Origin of the sequence: Sulfitobacter sp. AS59, from assembly GCF_038899995.1 — a bacterium.
In the GTDB taxonomy this organism is placed as follows: Bacteria; Pseudomonadota; Alphaproteobacteria; order Rhodobacterales; family Rhodobacteraceae; genus Sulfitobacter.
Window position 1 is genome coordinate 138,829 of record NZ_JBBMQK010000001.1, and the last position, 14,456, is coordinate 153,284.

Consider the following 14,456-nt stretch of genomic DNA (forward strand, 5'->3'; position numbering starts at 1 on the left):
ACAACATATGATGACACTCGACATTGCCTTTATGATCACGGCGTTCGCCACGATGATCGTCATCATCGACCCCTTCGCGATCGGGCCGATGTTTCTGGCCCTGACCCCCGGCCTGTCCCATGCCCAACGCCGCCGCATCGCATGGCGTGGCGTTTTTATTGCCGGGCTGATCCTGCTGATCTTCGCAGCCTTCGGCGAGGCTGTTTTGGGTTTCATCGGAATCTCAATGCCCGCGTTTCGCGTGGCGGGTGGGATTTTGCTGTTCCTGACCGCGCTTGAAATGCTGTTCGACCGCCGGACGAAACGGCGCGAGAAAGCCACGACAGATCCTGACCACGAGGCCGACGATCATGACGACCCGTCGGTTTTCCCGCTGGCAATACCCTTGATTGCGGGCCCGGGTTCAATTGCGTCGGTCATCCTGCTGACCGGCGAAAAACCCGGACTCGAAGGCTTCGTAACCGTGATGGGCATCACCTTTGCCGTGCTAGTACTCATGGGGATCACGATGCAGGCCAGCGGCCATCTGGAACGGGTGTTGGGCAAGGTCGGGATCAACGTTATCACCCGCCTGCTGGGCATGCTTTTGGCCGCACTTTCGGTGCAATTCGTGCTCGAAGGTCTCAGCGCCTTTGGATTTGGGCCGGGTGCGGGCTGACAAACCCCGTGACGCGCCCCATATTCCACCCAAGGAACAACGGAGCGTCCAATGGCAGAGTTTGAAACCGGTCGGCTGATCTATCTTTTGGTATTGCTTGCGATGGTCGCGGGCTGGTTCTTTATGCAGGGCCGCGGCGAAGGGTTTAACAAAACCCTGCAACAGGCCGCGGTTTGGGGCATGATTTTGGTGGGTGCCGCTGCGGGCTATGGCCTTTGGGGCGACATCACCCGCAATTCAGGTGCGCCGCAGCAAAGCTATGCAGGCGGCATTGGCACCGTCACCCTGCCCCGCGCGCGCGATGGCCACTATTACCTGACAGTCCAGATCAACGGCTCGCCGATCCGCTTTGTCGTGGATACCGGTGCCAGCGACATGGTGCTGACCCGCGAGGATGCGCAGCGCGTCGGTCTATCGCCTGATACGCTCAACTACCTTGGCCGCGCCAATACCGCGAATGGCGAGGTGCGCACCGCCTTTGTGCGCCTGAACGAAGTACAATTGGGCGATGTGCGTGATTTCGATGTCCCTGCCGTGGTGAATGACGGCGAGATGGGGCAATCCTTGTTGGGGATGGGCTATCTACAACGCTGGGGCCGGATCGAGATTTCGAATAACGAGCTGATCCTGACGCGTTAAGATCGATCAGTAACCTATTCAGGTCTCCGCCTTTTTCTCCCAACGGCCACTTTCTTCGGACCAGTATTGCGCCGACGCACCTGCGTCCTTTAGCGCCTTCCACTGCCCGCGCGCCTTGTTCAGCGCAAGCTCGTCCAACCCGTCAAACAGAATGCATACCCGGTCGAGGGTTGAGACTTCGTCGGCCGTCACATCAGCGCCGTGGATTGAAAACACACAGGTGGCCCCGTTTGGCGCGTCCGCTTGGGTGGTCAGCAAGACCGGCTGCTCCGCGTCATGCGGGCCGCCTGCCAACCCGTGCGGCAGGAACCGGTCATCGGGGCCTTGCCACAGGGCGGCATCCATTTGCGCCAATAAATCGGGGTCCGTGCCGCGCACTGCGACGCGCCAGCCTGCCCCTTGGGCTTTGCCCAACAGCATGGTTAACGTCTCGACCAAAGGTCGCTGTGTCAGATGATAGAAATACGCAGCACCCACGGGGTTACTCGCCCTCAAAATTGTCCGAGATCAACCGGTTCAATGATGCAACGCCCCATCCTGTGGCCCCGATGGGCGACAAAGTTGTCTCGGTTTTCAGGGATGCCACACCGGCAATATCAAGGTGGATCCAGGGGGTCTCGTCCTTGACGAAGCGGCCCAGAAACTGCGCCGCAGAAATGGCACCGCCGTCGCGCCCGCCGATGTTTTTCATGTCGGCAATCCGGCTTTTCAGCAGCTTGTCATAGCCGGGGCCCATGGGCATGTGCCAAGCCCCTTCATTTTCTGCTGCAGCGGCCTTGAGGAACGCATTGCACAGCGTGTCATTGTTCGAAAACACACCTGCGTTTTCATGGCCAAGGCCGATCACAATGGCGCCTGTCAGTGTGGCCAGATCGATCATACCAGCGGGTTTAAAGCGGTCCTGCGCGTACCACAGCACATCACAAAGCACCAAGCGCCCCTCGGCGTCGGTGTTGATCACCTCGACGGTGTCGCCCTTCATGGTTTTGATCACATCACCGGGGCGCGTTGCGGTGCCCGATGGCATGTTTTCGACGATACCCACAAGGCCCACGACATTGGCCTTTGCCTTGCGCAAGGCGACAGACCGCATGACACCCGCCACAACACCGGCACCGCCCATATCCATGGTCATGTCTTCCATGCCAAGGCCGGGTTTCAGGCTAATGCCGCCGGTATCAAAGACGACACCCTTGCCGACCAACGCCAGCGGTGCTGCGTCTTTTTCGCCGCCGTTCCATTTCATAACAACGACATAGGACGGGCTGGCCGATCCTTGCCCGACCGACAGCAGCGTGCGCATCCCCAGTTTTTCCAACGCGGCATCGTCCAGCACTTCGACCTCAAGCCCGATGTTTTCCATCTCGGCCAGACGGTTTGCAAATTCGGTTGTGGTCAGCACGTTGGCCGGTTCATTGGTCAGATCACGGGTCATAAAGGCCCCGTCGGCGATGGCCAGCAAGGGTTCCGCGGCCTCTTTTACATCGTCGGGGTTGCTGGCCATAATCGTGACCGTCCCCTTGCGGGGTTTACCGTCGCTTTTATTATCCTCAAAGCTGTAGTCGCGCATGGCAAGGCCAAAGCACAGTTCCGCCGATTTGCGCAGCCCGCCTGTCAGCACCAGCAGATCCGCGTTTCCGCGCAGCTTGGCAAGGCTTGCCCCCGCTTTGCGCAGATCCGGAATATTGGCGTTGTTTGCCAGTTGGATCACGTCAACGGCCTCGGCGGTCATGCCGGTGGGATAGCCCATGCTCAGCACCTCGCCGGGTTTCAGATCGGCGAATTTCGTCGTTTGGATCAGACGCTCCAGCGCGCCTTTGGTCAGTTTGTTGATCCGGCGGGCACCTGGGTTCATCTTGCCTTCGGCATCAATGGCGACGGCAACACGACCCGCGTGTCCCGCAATCTGGTCAATGTCAGTTTGGGCAAAGCTGATTGGGGTCAATGCGGTCATGATCGGCGTCCTTTTGATATGAATTACCCCAAGACCTAGCGCGCAGCCGCCGGTAAGGCCAGATAGCAGTTTTCGCCGACGAAAATTTGTTTTATCCTGCGTGCATAATATCAGCGAAAAAATGTCTAAGGGACACAGTTTGTCTAAGTTTGACCGCTATATGTTGTCCCAGTTCCTGATCTTGTTCAGTTTCTTTGCGCTGATCCTGGTCGCGATCTTCTGGATCAACCGTGCTGTGATCTTGTTTGATCGCCTGATTGGCGACGGCCAGACGGCTTTGGTGTTTCTGGAATTCACCGTGTTGGGCCTGCCCAAGTTGATCACCACCGTATTTCCCATCGCCGCATTCGCCGGGTCGGTCTATGTGATCAACCGCATGACCAGCGAATCCGAACTGACCGTGTTGCAGGCCACGGGCAGTGGGCCATGGCGGTTGGCGCGGCCTGTGTTTGTCTACGGTATCTGTGTTGCGGTGATGTTATCGGTGCTGACCCATTTTCTGGTGCCCATGGCCAAGGCGCAATTGACCCAACGCGAGGCCGAGATTTCGCAAAACGTATCGGCGCGGTTGCTGACCGAAGGCGAATTCCTGCATCCGTCCTCCAAGGTGACGTTCTACACCCGGTTGATCGGGACGGATGGCGTTTTGCGTGATGTGTTTCTGTCAGACCGTCGCAACCCCGAAGAAGGCATGATCTATTCCGCCTCCGAGGCCTATCTTGTGCGCAATGGGGATGGGACGACCTTGATCATGGTCGACGGTCTGGCGCAGCGGCTAAGCAGCGAAACCAACCAGCTTTCAACGGCGAAGTTTCGGGATTTTTCCTTTGATATCTCAGCCTTGGTTAGCAATAGCACCGAAGAATACACATCCGTCGATAGTATGGTGACCCCTGCGCTGTTTACCGATTGGACCGCCCTTGGTGAGCGCGTCGACATAACCCAAGGAACGATCGCCGAAGAGTTTCACGCGCGGTTCGCCGCCCCGCTGTTTTGCATTGTGGCGGCGATGATCGGCTATGCCACATTGATTTTGGGCGGGTTTTCGCGGTTCGGCGTCTGGCGCGAAATTGTGATCGCCTTTGGTCTGCTCATCGCCATTGACGGTATTCGTGGCACGTTGGAAGGCGTGGTGCGCAGCGACCCCAGCCGCTGGCCGCTGGTTTACCTGCCCAGTTTGATCGGTCTGATTTTGGTGCTGGCGATGATTTGGCAAACGGCGCATCCCGGTTGGCTGCGCCGGTTACGTCGGGCAAAGGTGGCCGCATGATCCTGCATTTCTACTTCGCGCGCCGCTTTCTGACCGGCTTTTTGTTGATTTCCACGGTGCTGTTTGCGCTGTTGGTGTTGGTCGACTTGGTCGAACAGACGCGCAAATTTAGCGGCTATGACATCGGTTGGGAACGTATTTTGGGGCTGACGTTGCTGAACACCCCCGAAACCATGAACCTGATCTTACCCTTGATTATGATTTTGGCGACGGTGGTCTTGTTCCTGTCGCTTGCGCGGTCATCGGAACTGGTTGTGACCCGTGCGTCGGGGCGGTCGGCGTTGACGGCCTTGCAGGCGCCCGTCGTGGTGGCGTTTATCATCGGGGTTATGGCGGTTGGGATGTTGAACCCCATCGTGGCCGCCACGGCGAAACGCTATTTGCAGCTGTCTGAAAACATCCGCGCCGGTGGTGCCTCTGCCCTGTCGATCAGCGACGAAGGGTTGTGGCTGCGTCAGGGCGGCGAGATGGGGCAAACCGTGATCCGCGCGTGGCGGTCGAATGCCGATGCGTCGGTGCTGTATGATGTGACGTTCATTTCCTACGCCCCCGAAGGCGGCCCCGTTCGCCGGATCGAGGCATCCAGCGCCGCGCTGGAGGAAAACGCCTGGGTGCTAAGCGGTGCAAAATCATGGCCGCTTGAGGTTGGGGTGAACGCCGAAGGCAACGCCGAGTTTTTTGAAACCCTCACCTTGCCGTCGAACCTGACGCTGGACCGCATCCGCGAAAGCATCAGCGATCCGGGTGCTGTGTCGATCTATGATCTGCCCAAATTTATCAACCAGCTTGAACAGGCAGGGTTTTCGCCCCGCCGTCACAAGGTTTGGTTGCAGACAGAATTGGCACGGCCGTTCTTCCTTATTGCGATGGTTCTGGTTGCGAGCGCATTCACCATGCGCCATACGAGGTTCGGAGGCACAGGCGTTGCCGTGTTGGCATCTGTTCTGTTGGGGTTCGGTTTGTATTTCATTCGCAGCTTTGCACAGATTTTGGGGGAAAACGGGCAAATTCCGGTTCTTCTGGCGGCTTGGGCACCACCGGTCGCATCGATCCTATTGGCGCTTGGTTTGCTGCTCCATGCGGAGGATGGCTGAGATGCGGCGGTTTCTCTTGGCGCTTTGCTTGCTGCTGCCCCTCCCTGCCACTGCGCAAAATTCCGGCGAACGCCCTGCGGTTCTGGTGGCGGATGATCTGATGATCACACGTGATCGGGTGCTGATCGCCCGCGGTAACGTCGAGGCGTTCCAAGGCAACACCCGTATTCAGGCCAAATCAATCAGCTATGATGAACAAACCGGCGCGCTGACTATCGAGGGGCCGATTGTGCTGACCGATGGCGGGGAAACCGTGATCTTGGCCGATGCCGCCCAATTGGATAGCGGGTTGCAAAACGGCCTGTTGACCGGCGCGCGTATGGTGATGAACCAACAGGTGCAATTGGCCGCCGTGCAGATTGATCGCGTCGATGGCCGCTATAGCCAGCTTTACAAAACTGCCGTAACCTCTTGTAAAATATGCGAAGATGGCGACGTTCCCCTGTGGCAAATCAGGGCGCGCAGGGTCATCCACGACGAGGTCGAACAACAGCTGTATTTTGATGATGCAACGTTTCACATCAGAAGCGTGCCGGTGTTTTATCTGCCCCGTTTGCGGATGCCCGACCCGACGCTAGACCGTGCAACCGGATTTTTGATGCCGTCGATACGCACGACCTCGCAACTGGGCACGGGCCTGAAAATCCCGTATTTTATCAAGCTGGGCGATAGCCGCGATTTGACCCTGACCCCCTATCTGTCGTCCGCCACGCGCACCCTTGAATTCCGCTACCGGCAGGCGTTTGTTGGTGGGTATATTTCATTCGAAGGGGCCTATACCCGCGATGATGAACTGCCCGATACAGAGCGCGGCTATTTCGATTGGCAAGGCAGGTTTGATCTGCGGCGCGATTACCAGCTGAGCTTTGACATCAAGGTGGTCAGCGACGAGGGGTATTTCACCGAATACGGCTATCTGGACGAAGACCGGTTACGCAGCGATATCACCGTCAGCCGGGCGCGGCGTGACAGCTATGTCCGGGCGAGCCTCTATAGCTTTGAAACCCTACGCGACGGCGAGATTAATTCGACCCTGCCAACCCTTGTGATTGACGGGGAGTTTGAACGCCGCTTTTTTCCAAAATCCGTGGGCGGCGAGGTTCGCCTGTCGTTAGAGGCACACAGCCATCAGCGCAGCTCCACCGCCGATGTGATTGGCCGCGACGTGGCGCGGATCAATGGCAAGCTGGAGTACCTGCGCCGCTTCACCCACCAAAGCGGGCTGGTAACGGATGCGCGCGCTGGCTTGGGCTTTAACGCCTTTGATGTGACCCAAGACTCGAATTATTCGCAAAACCACACCGATCTGGTGCCAACCGCCTCTGTTGGTCTAAGCTATCCGATGATGCGGACCGGGTCTGGCGGCGTGACACAAATGCTGACGCCGCTTGCGCAGGTTGGTTGGACGGGCGGCGAACGTCTGGATATCCCGAACGAGGAAAGCACACGGGTCGAATTCGATCAGGGCAACCTGCTGAGCCTGTCACGCTTTCCCAGCCCTGACCGGCAGGAACGCGGTACTGTCACGGCGGTGGGGTTGAATTGGTCGCGCTTTGATCCGCAAGGCTGGGACGCCCATATCGCCGCAGGTCAGGTGTTTCGATCAGTCTTTGATAGTGATTTTACCAATACGTCGGGCCTGTCTGGGACAAAATCAAACATCTTGCTGGCCGGTCAAATCCGCAACCAAGCGGGCATGTCGCTGACCGCGCGTACCTTGATTGACAATGATTTTGAGGTCTCCAAGGCCGAAGTGCGCGGCGATTGGGGGCTTGGGAACCTCACGCTTGGCGGCACTTATGTTTGGCTTGAGACCGATGCTGCCGAAGATCGGACCGAACCCGTGTCAGAGATATCGCTCGATGGGTCCTATGATTTTCGCAATCAATGGACCGCCAGCGCCGATGTCCGCTATGACGTTGAAAACAACCGTGCTGCAACGGCAGGCTTGGGCCTGACCTATAACAATGAATGCGTCAGCGTCGACCTTTCGGTGCGCCGGCGCTATACCTCATCAACAAGTGTTGAGCCCTCGACCGATATCGGGTTTAACATCGGCCTGCGGGGCTTTTCGGCCTCCAACGGAAAAGAAAGATATGTGCGATCATGTGGGATGTAACTAAGATGAACCTGAACCGTCTGACACACCGCGTTGCGATTGTTGGCCTCGCGGTCATGGCCGCTGCTCCCGCGCTTGCGCAAGGTCTGTATGCGCCTGTGGCCAAGGTGAACCAATCCGTTGTGACCGAATACGAAGTCCAGCAGCGGCAACGGTTTTTGCAACTGTTGAATGCGCCCGGGGCCACCCGCGAAGGGGTCATCGACGCCTTGATCGACGAACGTGTGCGTAACGAGGCTGTGGCCGACGCAGGGATCGAACTGACCGCCGAAGGCATCGACGAGAGCCTTGCAGAATTTGCAGGCCGCGCCAATCTGAGCACCGAAGAATTTACCAAAGCGCTTGGCCAATCCGGCGTGTCGCGTGAGACATTTCGCGACTTTGTGGTGAATTCCATCGGCTGGCGCGAACTGGTGCGGGCGCGCTATTCATCGCGGGTGCAGATCACCGATGCGGAGATCGACCGCGCGCTTGGCACTGCAAACAGCAGTGGCGTGCGCGTGCTCCTGTCCGAGATCATCATTCCCGCCCCACCCGAAAACGCCGCGCGCGTAACTGCGCTTGCTGAACAAATCTCGCAATCGCAATCAACGGCAGAATTCTCCAACTATGCCACGCAATATTCTGCAACCGCCTCGCGCGGTCGTGGGGGTCGTCTGGGCTGGCAAGATCTGTCCTTGCTGCCGCCGACCTTGCAGCCGCTGATCCTTTCCCTTGCCCCGGGCGAAGTGACAGCACCCCTGCCGATCCCGAATGCCGTTGCCCTGTTCCAGCTGCGCGACATCCAGGAAACCAGCAGCCCGACCAGCAGCTATTCGTCGATTGAATATGCCGCCTATTATCTGCCCGGCGGCCGCAGCCCCGAAACCTTGGCCCAGGCAGCCAAAATTCAGGCCCGCGTTGACACCTGTAATGATCTTTACGGAGAGGCCCTTGGCCAGCCTGAAGACGTGCTGGAACGCGCCACCAAGGCACCGGGTGAAATTCCCCAAGACATCGCAATTGAGCTGTCCAAGCTTGATCCGGGCGAAGTGTCCACGGCACTGACCCGTTCTGACGGGCAAACGCTGATGTTCTTGATGATGTGCAGCCGCACCGCGACCGCGAACCAAGAAGCAAGCCGCGAGGCCGTGATCAATGCGCTGCGTCAGGAACGGCTCGTGGGCTATGCGGATCAACTGCTTGATCAGCTCAAAGCCGACGCGCGTATCGTGCGCAAATGACCGGCGCACGGCCTGTCGTCATCTCATGCGGTGAACCGGCAGGCATCGGACCTGAAGTCGCAGCCCGCGCTTGGGCCGTGCTGGCGGGTGAAGTACCGATGGTCTGGCTGGGTGATCCGCGCCATCTGCCCGGCGACATTCCGCACCGTGTGATCGAAAGCTGCGATCAGGCATTGGATGCATCCGCCGATGCGCTGCCCGTCCTTGCCCATGCCTTCCCCGCCGACAACGTGCTTGGGCAAGCCAACCCCGCCAATGCCCAAGCCGTGATTGACGTGATTGCACGCGGCGTTGATCTGGTGCGCGCGGGCGACGCCTGCGCCCTGACCACCGCACCCATCCATAAAAAAGCACTTAAGGACGGCGCGAATTTCGCCTACCCGGGCCATACGGAATACCTCGCCGCCCTTGCCGGTGTCGATGATGTGGTGATGATGCTGGCCTCGGACCAACTGCGCGTTGTGCCTGCGACAATCCACATCGCGCTCGATCAAGTGCCAAATGTCCTGACGCCCGCCCACCTGCGCCGGGTGATCGAAATCACCACTGCGGGGCTAAGGAAACAATTTGGCATCGCACAGCCCAAAATCGCCATCGCTGGCCTAAACCCCCATGCGGGCGAAGGTGGCACAATGGGCCGTCAGGAGGTCGACTGGATGAATGATCTGGTCGTCACCATGCGAGGCGAAGGCTACGATCTGCTCGGCCCCCTGCCCGCCGATACGATGTTCCACGCTGCCGCCCGTGCCCGCTACGACGCGGCAATTGCGATGTATCATGATCAGGCGCTGATCCCGATCAAGACGCTTGATTTTGACCGCGGCGTGAATGTGACGCTGGGCTTGCCCTTTATCCGCACCTCGCCCGATCACGGCACCGCCTTTGACATCGCGGGCAAAGGCATCGCAAATCCCACCAGCATGGTCGAAGCCATCCGCCTCGCCCATAAAATGGCGACGTCCTAATGCTTCTCTGGCTCTTAAATATCCTCGCCGAAGGCGAAATCACAACATGACCACAATCGATACGCTTCCGTCCCTGCGCGACGTCATCAACACCCATGATCTCAAGGCGCGTAAATCGCTGGGGCAGAACTTTCTGCTTGATCTCAACCTGACCGCCAAGATCGCGCGCCAAGCGGGCGATATGTCCGGCTGCGACGTGCTTGAAATCGGCCCCGGCCCCGGCGGGTTGACCCGTGGCCTGCTGGCCGAAGGGGCGCGGCGGGTGCTGGCCATCGAAAAAGACAAACGCTGCCTGCCCGCCCTGAACGAGATCGCAGAGGCCTATCCCGGCCGCCTGACCGTGATCGAAGGAGACGCGCTCGAGATTGACCCGCTGGCCTATCTGACCCCGCCCATCCGCATCGCCGCGAACCTGCCTTACAATGTCGGCACAGAACTGTTGGTGCGCTGGCTGACCCCTGCTGAATGGCCGCCGTTCTGGGACAGCCTGACCTTGATGTTCCAACGCGAAGTTGCCGAACGGATTGTGGCCAAGCCGGGCTCCAAAGCCTATGGCCGGTTGGCCTTGCTGGCGCAGTGGCGGGCCGATGCGCGGATCGTGATGAACCTCCCGCCCGAGGCCTTTACCCCACCGCCAAAGGTCTCCTCTGCCGTGGTGCATTTAACCGCGCTTCCCGAGCCGCGTTTTCCCGCCGATCCCGCCGTGCTAAGCCGCGTTGTCGCGATGGCGTTTAACCAACGCCGCAAAATGTTGCGCTCGGCGCTCAAGGCGGCGGCACCGGATATCGAGGATCGCCTGATCGCAGCGGGCATCAAACCGACGGAGCGTGCCGAACAAGTATCGCTAGAAGCTTTCTGCGCATTGGCGCGCGAGCTCGCCAAGCCTTAAACCCGCACAGCTGTCGCCCAAACGCAAAAGGCCCCGCAGAATGCGAGGCCTTTTTTATATTCATTAACCCGTTTATTCAGCGGCTTCGGTATGATCGCCACCTTCGGGTGTTTGCCCAGATGTATCATCCGATTTTGCCTGCGGCTTGCGCCGGGGCGCGCGGCGTGGCTTGGGCTTGTTCTCGGGTGTTTCAACCAGATTGCTGCCGTCGTCCCCGCCCTGTGCCGCGCCGTCACCCTCAAGAAGGTCCGGCTGCTTTGCAGTGCGGTTGTTGCGGCGGCGCTTGGGCTGCTGGTCTTGGCTGTCTTGACCATGCTGTTGGGACTGGTCATTGCCGCCCGTGTTTTGATTGCCGGTCTCTGCATCACCCTCATTGGAGGGAACACCATTGGCCGCATCGCGTTCCTGACGCTCTGCCCGTTCGCGGTCGCGCTCGGCTTGGCGTTCGCGGTTCTGACGCTCTTGCTCTTCCTGACGCTCGCGCTGCTGGCGTTCTTGCTCTTCGCGGCGCTGGTCCATTTCGCGCTGTGCCTCAGATAGCATGCGCAGGTAATGCTCTGCGTGCTGCTGAAAGTTTTCAGCGGCGACACGGTCATTGCTCAGCTGTGCATCACGGGCCAACTGGTTATATTTTTCAATAACCTGCTGCGGCGTGCCGCGCACTTTGCCTTCTGGGCCAGAGCTGTCGAACACGCGGTTCACGACGTTGCCGCCACCTTGTGGTTGACGGTTGCGACTGTTCTTGGATCTGGAACGTGATCTTGAAGATTTCATGTAATTCGTTCAGCCTTGTTGTGCTGTGCTTCGAGAAAGCCGCCGGATGCATCTACATCCTTCAAAAGCGCGCCATACGATTTGTTGGGCTTAACGCCGCGCGGGACCGCCAATAAGCATCCACCGCTGCAACATGATTGAATAAGCACGGCTGTCAGGCGCGATCAAGCACAAACTGTCAAGAATGCGTGAGATCGCGTTTATTTTGCAGTTTCACGCCGGTGTGTCGGCCCAAAGAACACGATCACGCCCATCCAGATCGGGCAAAATCCGTACCCGTCCCCATCCAGCGGCCCTGAAAATCTCTGCCACGTCCGGCCCTTGCTGCCAGCCAATTTCTGCCAGCACGCGGCCTGTGGCGGTCAGATACCCTTGGGCTTGGGATGCAATCACGCGGTAGGCGCTTAACCCGTCTAACCCGTCTGTCAGGGCCATTTCAGGCTCATGCAGGCGCAATTCGGGCGACACCGCAGCCATTTCCGATTTTGCCAGATAGGGCGGGTTTGCCACGATCAGATCAAACCGGCCGTTCGCCGCCTCGAACCAATCGGATTGGCGGATGTCGGCCCGCGCGTGAACCCCATGCAGCACCGCATTGGCGCTGGCCTGCAAACAGGCCGATTCCGACAGGTCCAACCCGACGCCAGTTGCGTCCGGCCGCTCAGCCAGCAATGTCACCAGAATGCAGCCTGATCCGGTGCCAAGGTCCAGCACAGTGTCAAAAGGTTCAGACAAAGCCAGTTCGATCAGCGTTTCGGTTTCGGGCCGTGGGTCCAATACATCACGGCTGACCTTGAAATCCCGCCCGTAAAAGGCGCGTTGCCCGACCAGATGCGACACAGGCACACGCACCGCCCGCAATGCGATCAGGTTCTCATAGCGCTCTGCAATTTCCGGCGCGATCTCTTCTGGGGCAATCAAAGTCACGCGCGATGCGTCCACCGATGCGGCATGGGCCAGCAACAACCGTGCATCACGGGCCGGATCGGGCACACCCGCAGCGCGCAACCGTGCCGCCGCCGATGCCATGGCTTGCGCCGCTGTTGGTGCGCTCACTGGCCCATCTCCGCCATCATCCGGGCCTGCGCATCCGCCGTCAGTGCGTCGATAATCTCGTCCAGATCGCCCTGCATGATGGCATCAAGCCGATATAGCGTTAGATTGATCCGGTGGTCGGTCATCCGCCCTTGGGGGAAATTATAGGTTCTGATGCGTTCCGACCGATCGCCTGATCCGACTTGAGCGGCCCTATCCGCCGACCGCGCGCTGTCCACGCGCTGTCGCTCCGCATCATACAGCCGCGCTTTCAGCACCTGCATCGCGATCTCGCGGTTGCGGTGCTGTGATTTTTCGGAGGACGTCACAACGATGCCAGTCGGGATATGGGTGATGCGCACGGCGGAATCGGTGGTGTTGACGTGCTGCCCCCCTGCCCCTGAACTGCGCATTGTGTCGATCCGCAAGTCATTGGCGTCGATGTGAATATCCACATCTTCCGCCTCGGGTAATACTGCGACAGTGGCGGCTGAGGTGTGAATACGCCCGCCGCTTTCGGTTGTCGGCACACGCTGCACGCGGTGCACGCCGGATTCGTACTTCAACCGGGCGAAAACATTCTGACCTTTGATATGGGCGACGACTTCCTTAACGCCCCCCAACTCGGTCATTTGCTCTTCGATCAGATCAAATTTCCAGCCCTGCGCCTCGGCGTAGCGCTGGTACATCCGCAACAGATCTGCGGCAAACAGCGCGGCCTCGTCCCCGCCGGTGCCGGGGCGTATCTCAAGCATCGCCGGTTTGGCATCCGCTGCGTCCTTGGGCAGCAACGCCAATTGCAGGGCGTCCTCCGCCTTGGGCAGCGCTGCTTTCAGGCGCGGCAGCTCTTCCTCGGCCAGTTCCGCCATCTCGGGGTCTTTAAGCATGGCGCGCGCGTCGTCCATGTCTTCCAGCAACTGGCGGTATTCTTCGATCTGCTCGACCACGGGGCGCAGGTCGGCATATTCCTTGGCCAGTTTGGCAAAGTCAGCGCCGTCTGACCCAGACGACATTGACGCCTCCAGAAACTGGAAACGTTGGGTGATTTGGGCAAGGCGGTCCATGGGGATCATCGGGTTTCTGTCGCTGATGATAGCGCTTTGGTCAAGAGCCGCTATGTGTTAATATGATGGCTCATGAAACAGATTGCTCTGATATCGGGGCTGTTGTTCAGCCTGACGGCACAATCGGCACCCGCGCAAGCGACCTATCCCAGCGGTAAGGCGGTTGATTGCTACTGCACCAACACCCAAGGTCGCCGCGTCGAGCTGGGCCAAACCATTTGCATGCAAATCGGCGACCGCTTGTTTCAGGCGCAATGCCAGATGTCGCTGAACGTGCCCATGTGGCGCGAGGTCGGGCAAGGCTGCCAGAGCTCAAGCTTAGACAGCGATGCCGATGGTGCCTAAAATCTCGCGCAACCGCTTGGCATTCACACCCATATCCGACTTGCCGAACCGCAACCGGCTATAGAATGTCGCACGGCTCCGGTCGCCAGATAGCGCGGCAGTTGTGTAATCTGGAAACCCCCAAAGCAAAGACCGCGTGACATAGATCTGTTGCCCGCCGGCCTGACCCAGCTTTTGCGTGCGCGGCTGCGCCATCATGGCCGTGTCAAAGGCCCCCAAAAGCGCATCCGCGTCGCCATCAACCTTTGCGACAACCTTGAACCCACCCCCCTTGGGGTATGTTCCCGGCGCATCTGCATTCGCATCCACCGTCCAGTTTGCAGCGTCACTTGGGGCAAAGCGGATATAGGCCTGCAACCCTACGAACACCAAAACCACGACCCAAAAGAAACTCATCATTCGCTTTGCTTTCATTTTGCCTTTTAAA

Annotated in this window: 15 protein-coding genes; 9 read left to right on the forward strand and 6 right to left on the reverse strand. The window is 59.0% G+C overall.

Annotation, left to right across the window (positions count from 1 at the left end; all coding sequences use genetic code 11):
* The first annotated feature begins 10 nt into the window (after positions 1 to 10).
* The gene (locus WNY39_RS00740) at positions 11 to 658 is read left to right on the forward strand and encodes a MarC family protein (RefSeq protein WP_341235520.1); all 648 of its coding nucleotides are present in this window, start codon (positions 11 to 13) and stop codon (positions 656 to 658) included.
* A 51-nt stretch (positions 659 to 709) separates the two neighbouring features.
* Positions 710 to 1,297 (forward strand): TIGR02281 family clan AA aspartic protease, encoded by a 588-nt coding sequence (locus WNY39_RS00745; RefSeq protein WP_342843248.1) that lies wholly within the window; start codon positions 710 to 712, stop codon positions 1,295 to 1,297.
* An 18-nt stretch (positions 1,298 to 1,315) separates the two neighbouring features.
* Here the strand turns inward: WNY39_RS00745 and WNY39_RS00750 are convergent, their stop codons facing one another.
* Both WNY39_RS00750 and WNY39_RS00755 read right to left on the reverse strand, forming a co-directional pair.
* Positions 1,316 to 1,774, reverse strand: a complete 459-nt coding sequence (locus WNY39_RS00750; RefSeq protein ID WP_342843250.1) for a DNA polymerase III subunit chi — start codon at positions 1,772 to 1,774, stop codon at positions 1,316 to 1,318.
* A 4-nt stretch (positions 1,775 to 1,778) separates the two neighbouring features.
* Entirely contained in the window at positions 1,779 to 3,251 is a 1,473-nt protein-coding gene (locus WNY39_RS00755; RefSeq protein WP_341235173.1) for a leucyl aminopeptidase, read from the reverse strand.
* A gap of 139 nt (positions 3,252 to 3,390) precedes the next feature.
* Between WNY39_RS00755 and lptF the strand changes: the two genes are divergently transcribed.
* The 6 genes from lptF to rsmA are packed head-to-tail and all read left to right on the forward strand — an operon-like array spanning position 3,391 to position 10,811.
* Positions 3,391 to 4,521, forward strand: coding sequence for an LPS export ABC transporter permease LptF (gene lptF / locus WNY39_RS00760; protein ID WP_342843252.1), 1,131 nt, complete (start codon positions 3,391 to 3,393; stop codon positions 4,519 to 4,521).
* On the forward strand, positions 4,518 to 5,615 hold the full coding sequence (gene lptG, locus WNY39_RS00765) for an LPS export ABC transporter permease LptG (RefSeq protein ID WP_342843254.1): 1,098 nt from the start codon (positions 4,518 to 4,520) through the stop codon (positions 5,613 to 5,615). Before lptF ends, lptG begins: the two co-directional genes overlap by 4 nt.
* A gap of 1 nt (position 5,616) precedes the next feature.
* Entirely contained in the window at positions 5,617 to 7,734 is a 2,118-nt protein-coding gene (lptD, locus tag WNY39_RS00770; protein WP_342843256.1) for an LPS assembly protein LptD, read from the forward strand.
* A complete protein-coding gene (locus WNY39_RS00775) occupies positions 7,722 to 8,957 on the forward strand; it encodes a peptidylprolyl isomerase (RefSeq protein WP_342843258.1) in 1,236 nt (411 codons plus the stop codon). Before lptD ends, WNY39_RS00775 begins: the two co-directional genes overlap by 13 nt.
* A complete protein-coding gene (gene pdxA, locus WNY39_RS00780) occupies positions 8,954 to 9,922 on the forward strand; it encodes a 4-hydroxythreonine-4-phosphate dehydrogenase PdxA (protein ID WP_342843260.1) in 969 nt (322 codons plus the stop codon). Before WNY39_RS00775 ends, pdxA begins: the two co-directional genes overlap by 4 nt.
* Positions 9,923 to 9,968: 46 nt before the next feature.
* Positions 9,969 to 10,811, forward strand: a complete 843-nt coding sequence (gene rsmA / locus WNY39_RS00785; protein ID WP_342843262.1) for a 16S rRNA (adenine(1518)-N(6)/adenine(1519)-N(6))-dimethyltransferase RsmA — start codon at positions 9,969 to 9,971, stop codon at positions 10,809 to 10,811.
* Positions 10,812 to 10,883: 72 nt separating this feature from the next.
* Here rsmA and WNY39_RS00790 read toward each other — a convergent pair whose 3' ends face one another.
* The 3 genes from WNY39_RS00790 to prfA all read right to left on the reverse strand — a co-directional run bounded on the left by WNY39_RS00790 (position 10,884) and on the right by prfA (position 13,693).
* Complete coding sequence (locus tag WNY39_RS00790) at positions 10,884 to 11,585, reverse strand: DUF4167 domain-containing protein (protein ID WP_342843264.1); 702 nt, start codon at positions 11,583 to 11,585, stop codon at positions 10,884 to 10,886.
* Between the two features lie 213 nt (positions 11,586 to 11,798).
* Positions 11,799 to 12,641 carry a peptide chain release factor N(5)-glutamine methyltransferase gene (gene prmC, locus WNY39_RS00795; protein ID WP_342843266.1) on the reverse strand — a complete coding sequence of 281 codons (843 nt, stop codon included), beginning with the start codon at positions 12,639 to 12,641 and terminating at the stop codon, positions 11,799 to 11,801.
* Positions 12,638 to 13,693, reverse strand: coding sequence for a peptide chain release factor 1 (prfA, locus tag WNY39_RS00800; protein ID WP_342843268.1), 1,056 nt, complete (start codon positions 13,691 to 13,693; stop codon positions 12,638 to 12,640). Before prfA ends, prmC begins: the two co-directional genes overlap by 4 nt.
* Before the next feature lie 63 nt (positions 13,694 to 13,756).
* On the opposite strand from prfA, the gene WNY39_RS00805 reads away from it, so the two are divergent.
* A complete protein-coding gene (locus WNY39_RS00805; RefSeq protein ID WP_342843270.1) occupies positions 13,757 to 14,029 on the forward strand; it encodes a hypothetical protein in 273 nt (90 codons plus the stop codon).
* On the opposite strand, the gene WNY39_RS00810 is transcribed toward WNY39_RS00805, so the two are convergent.
* Positions 14,003 to 14,428: a DUF1499 domain-containing protein gene (locus WNY39_RS00810; protein WP_342843272.1), complete on the reverse strand. Its 426-nt coding sequence runs from the start codon at positions 14,426 to 14,428 to the stop codon at positions 14,003 to 14,005. The genes WNY39_RS00805 and WNY39_RS00810 overlap by 27 nt on opposite strands.
* Between the last annotated feature and the right edge of the window lie 28 nt (positions 14,429 to 14,456).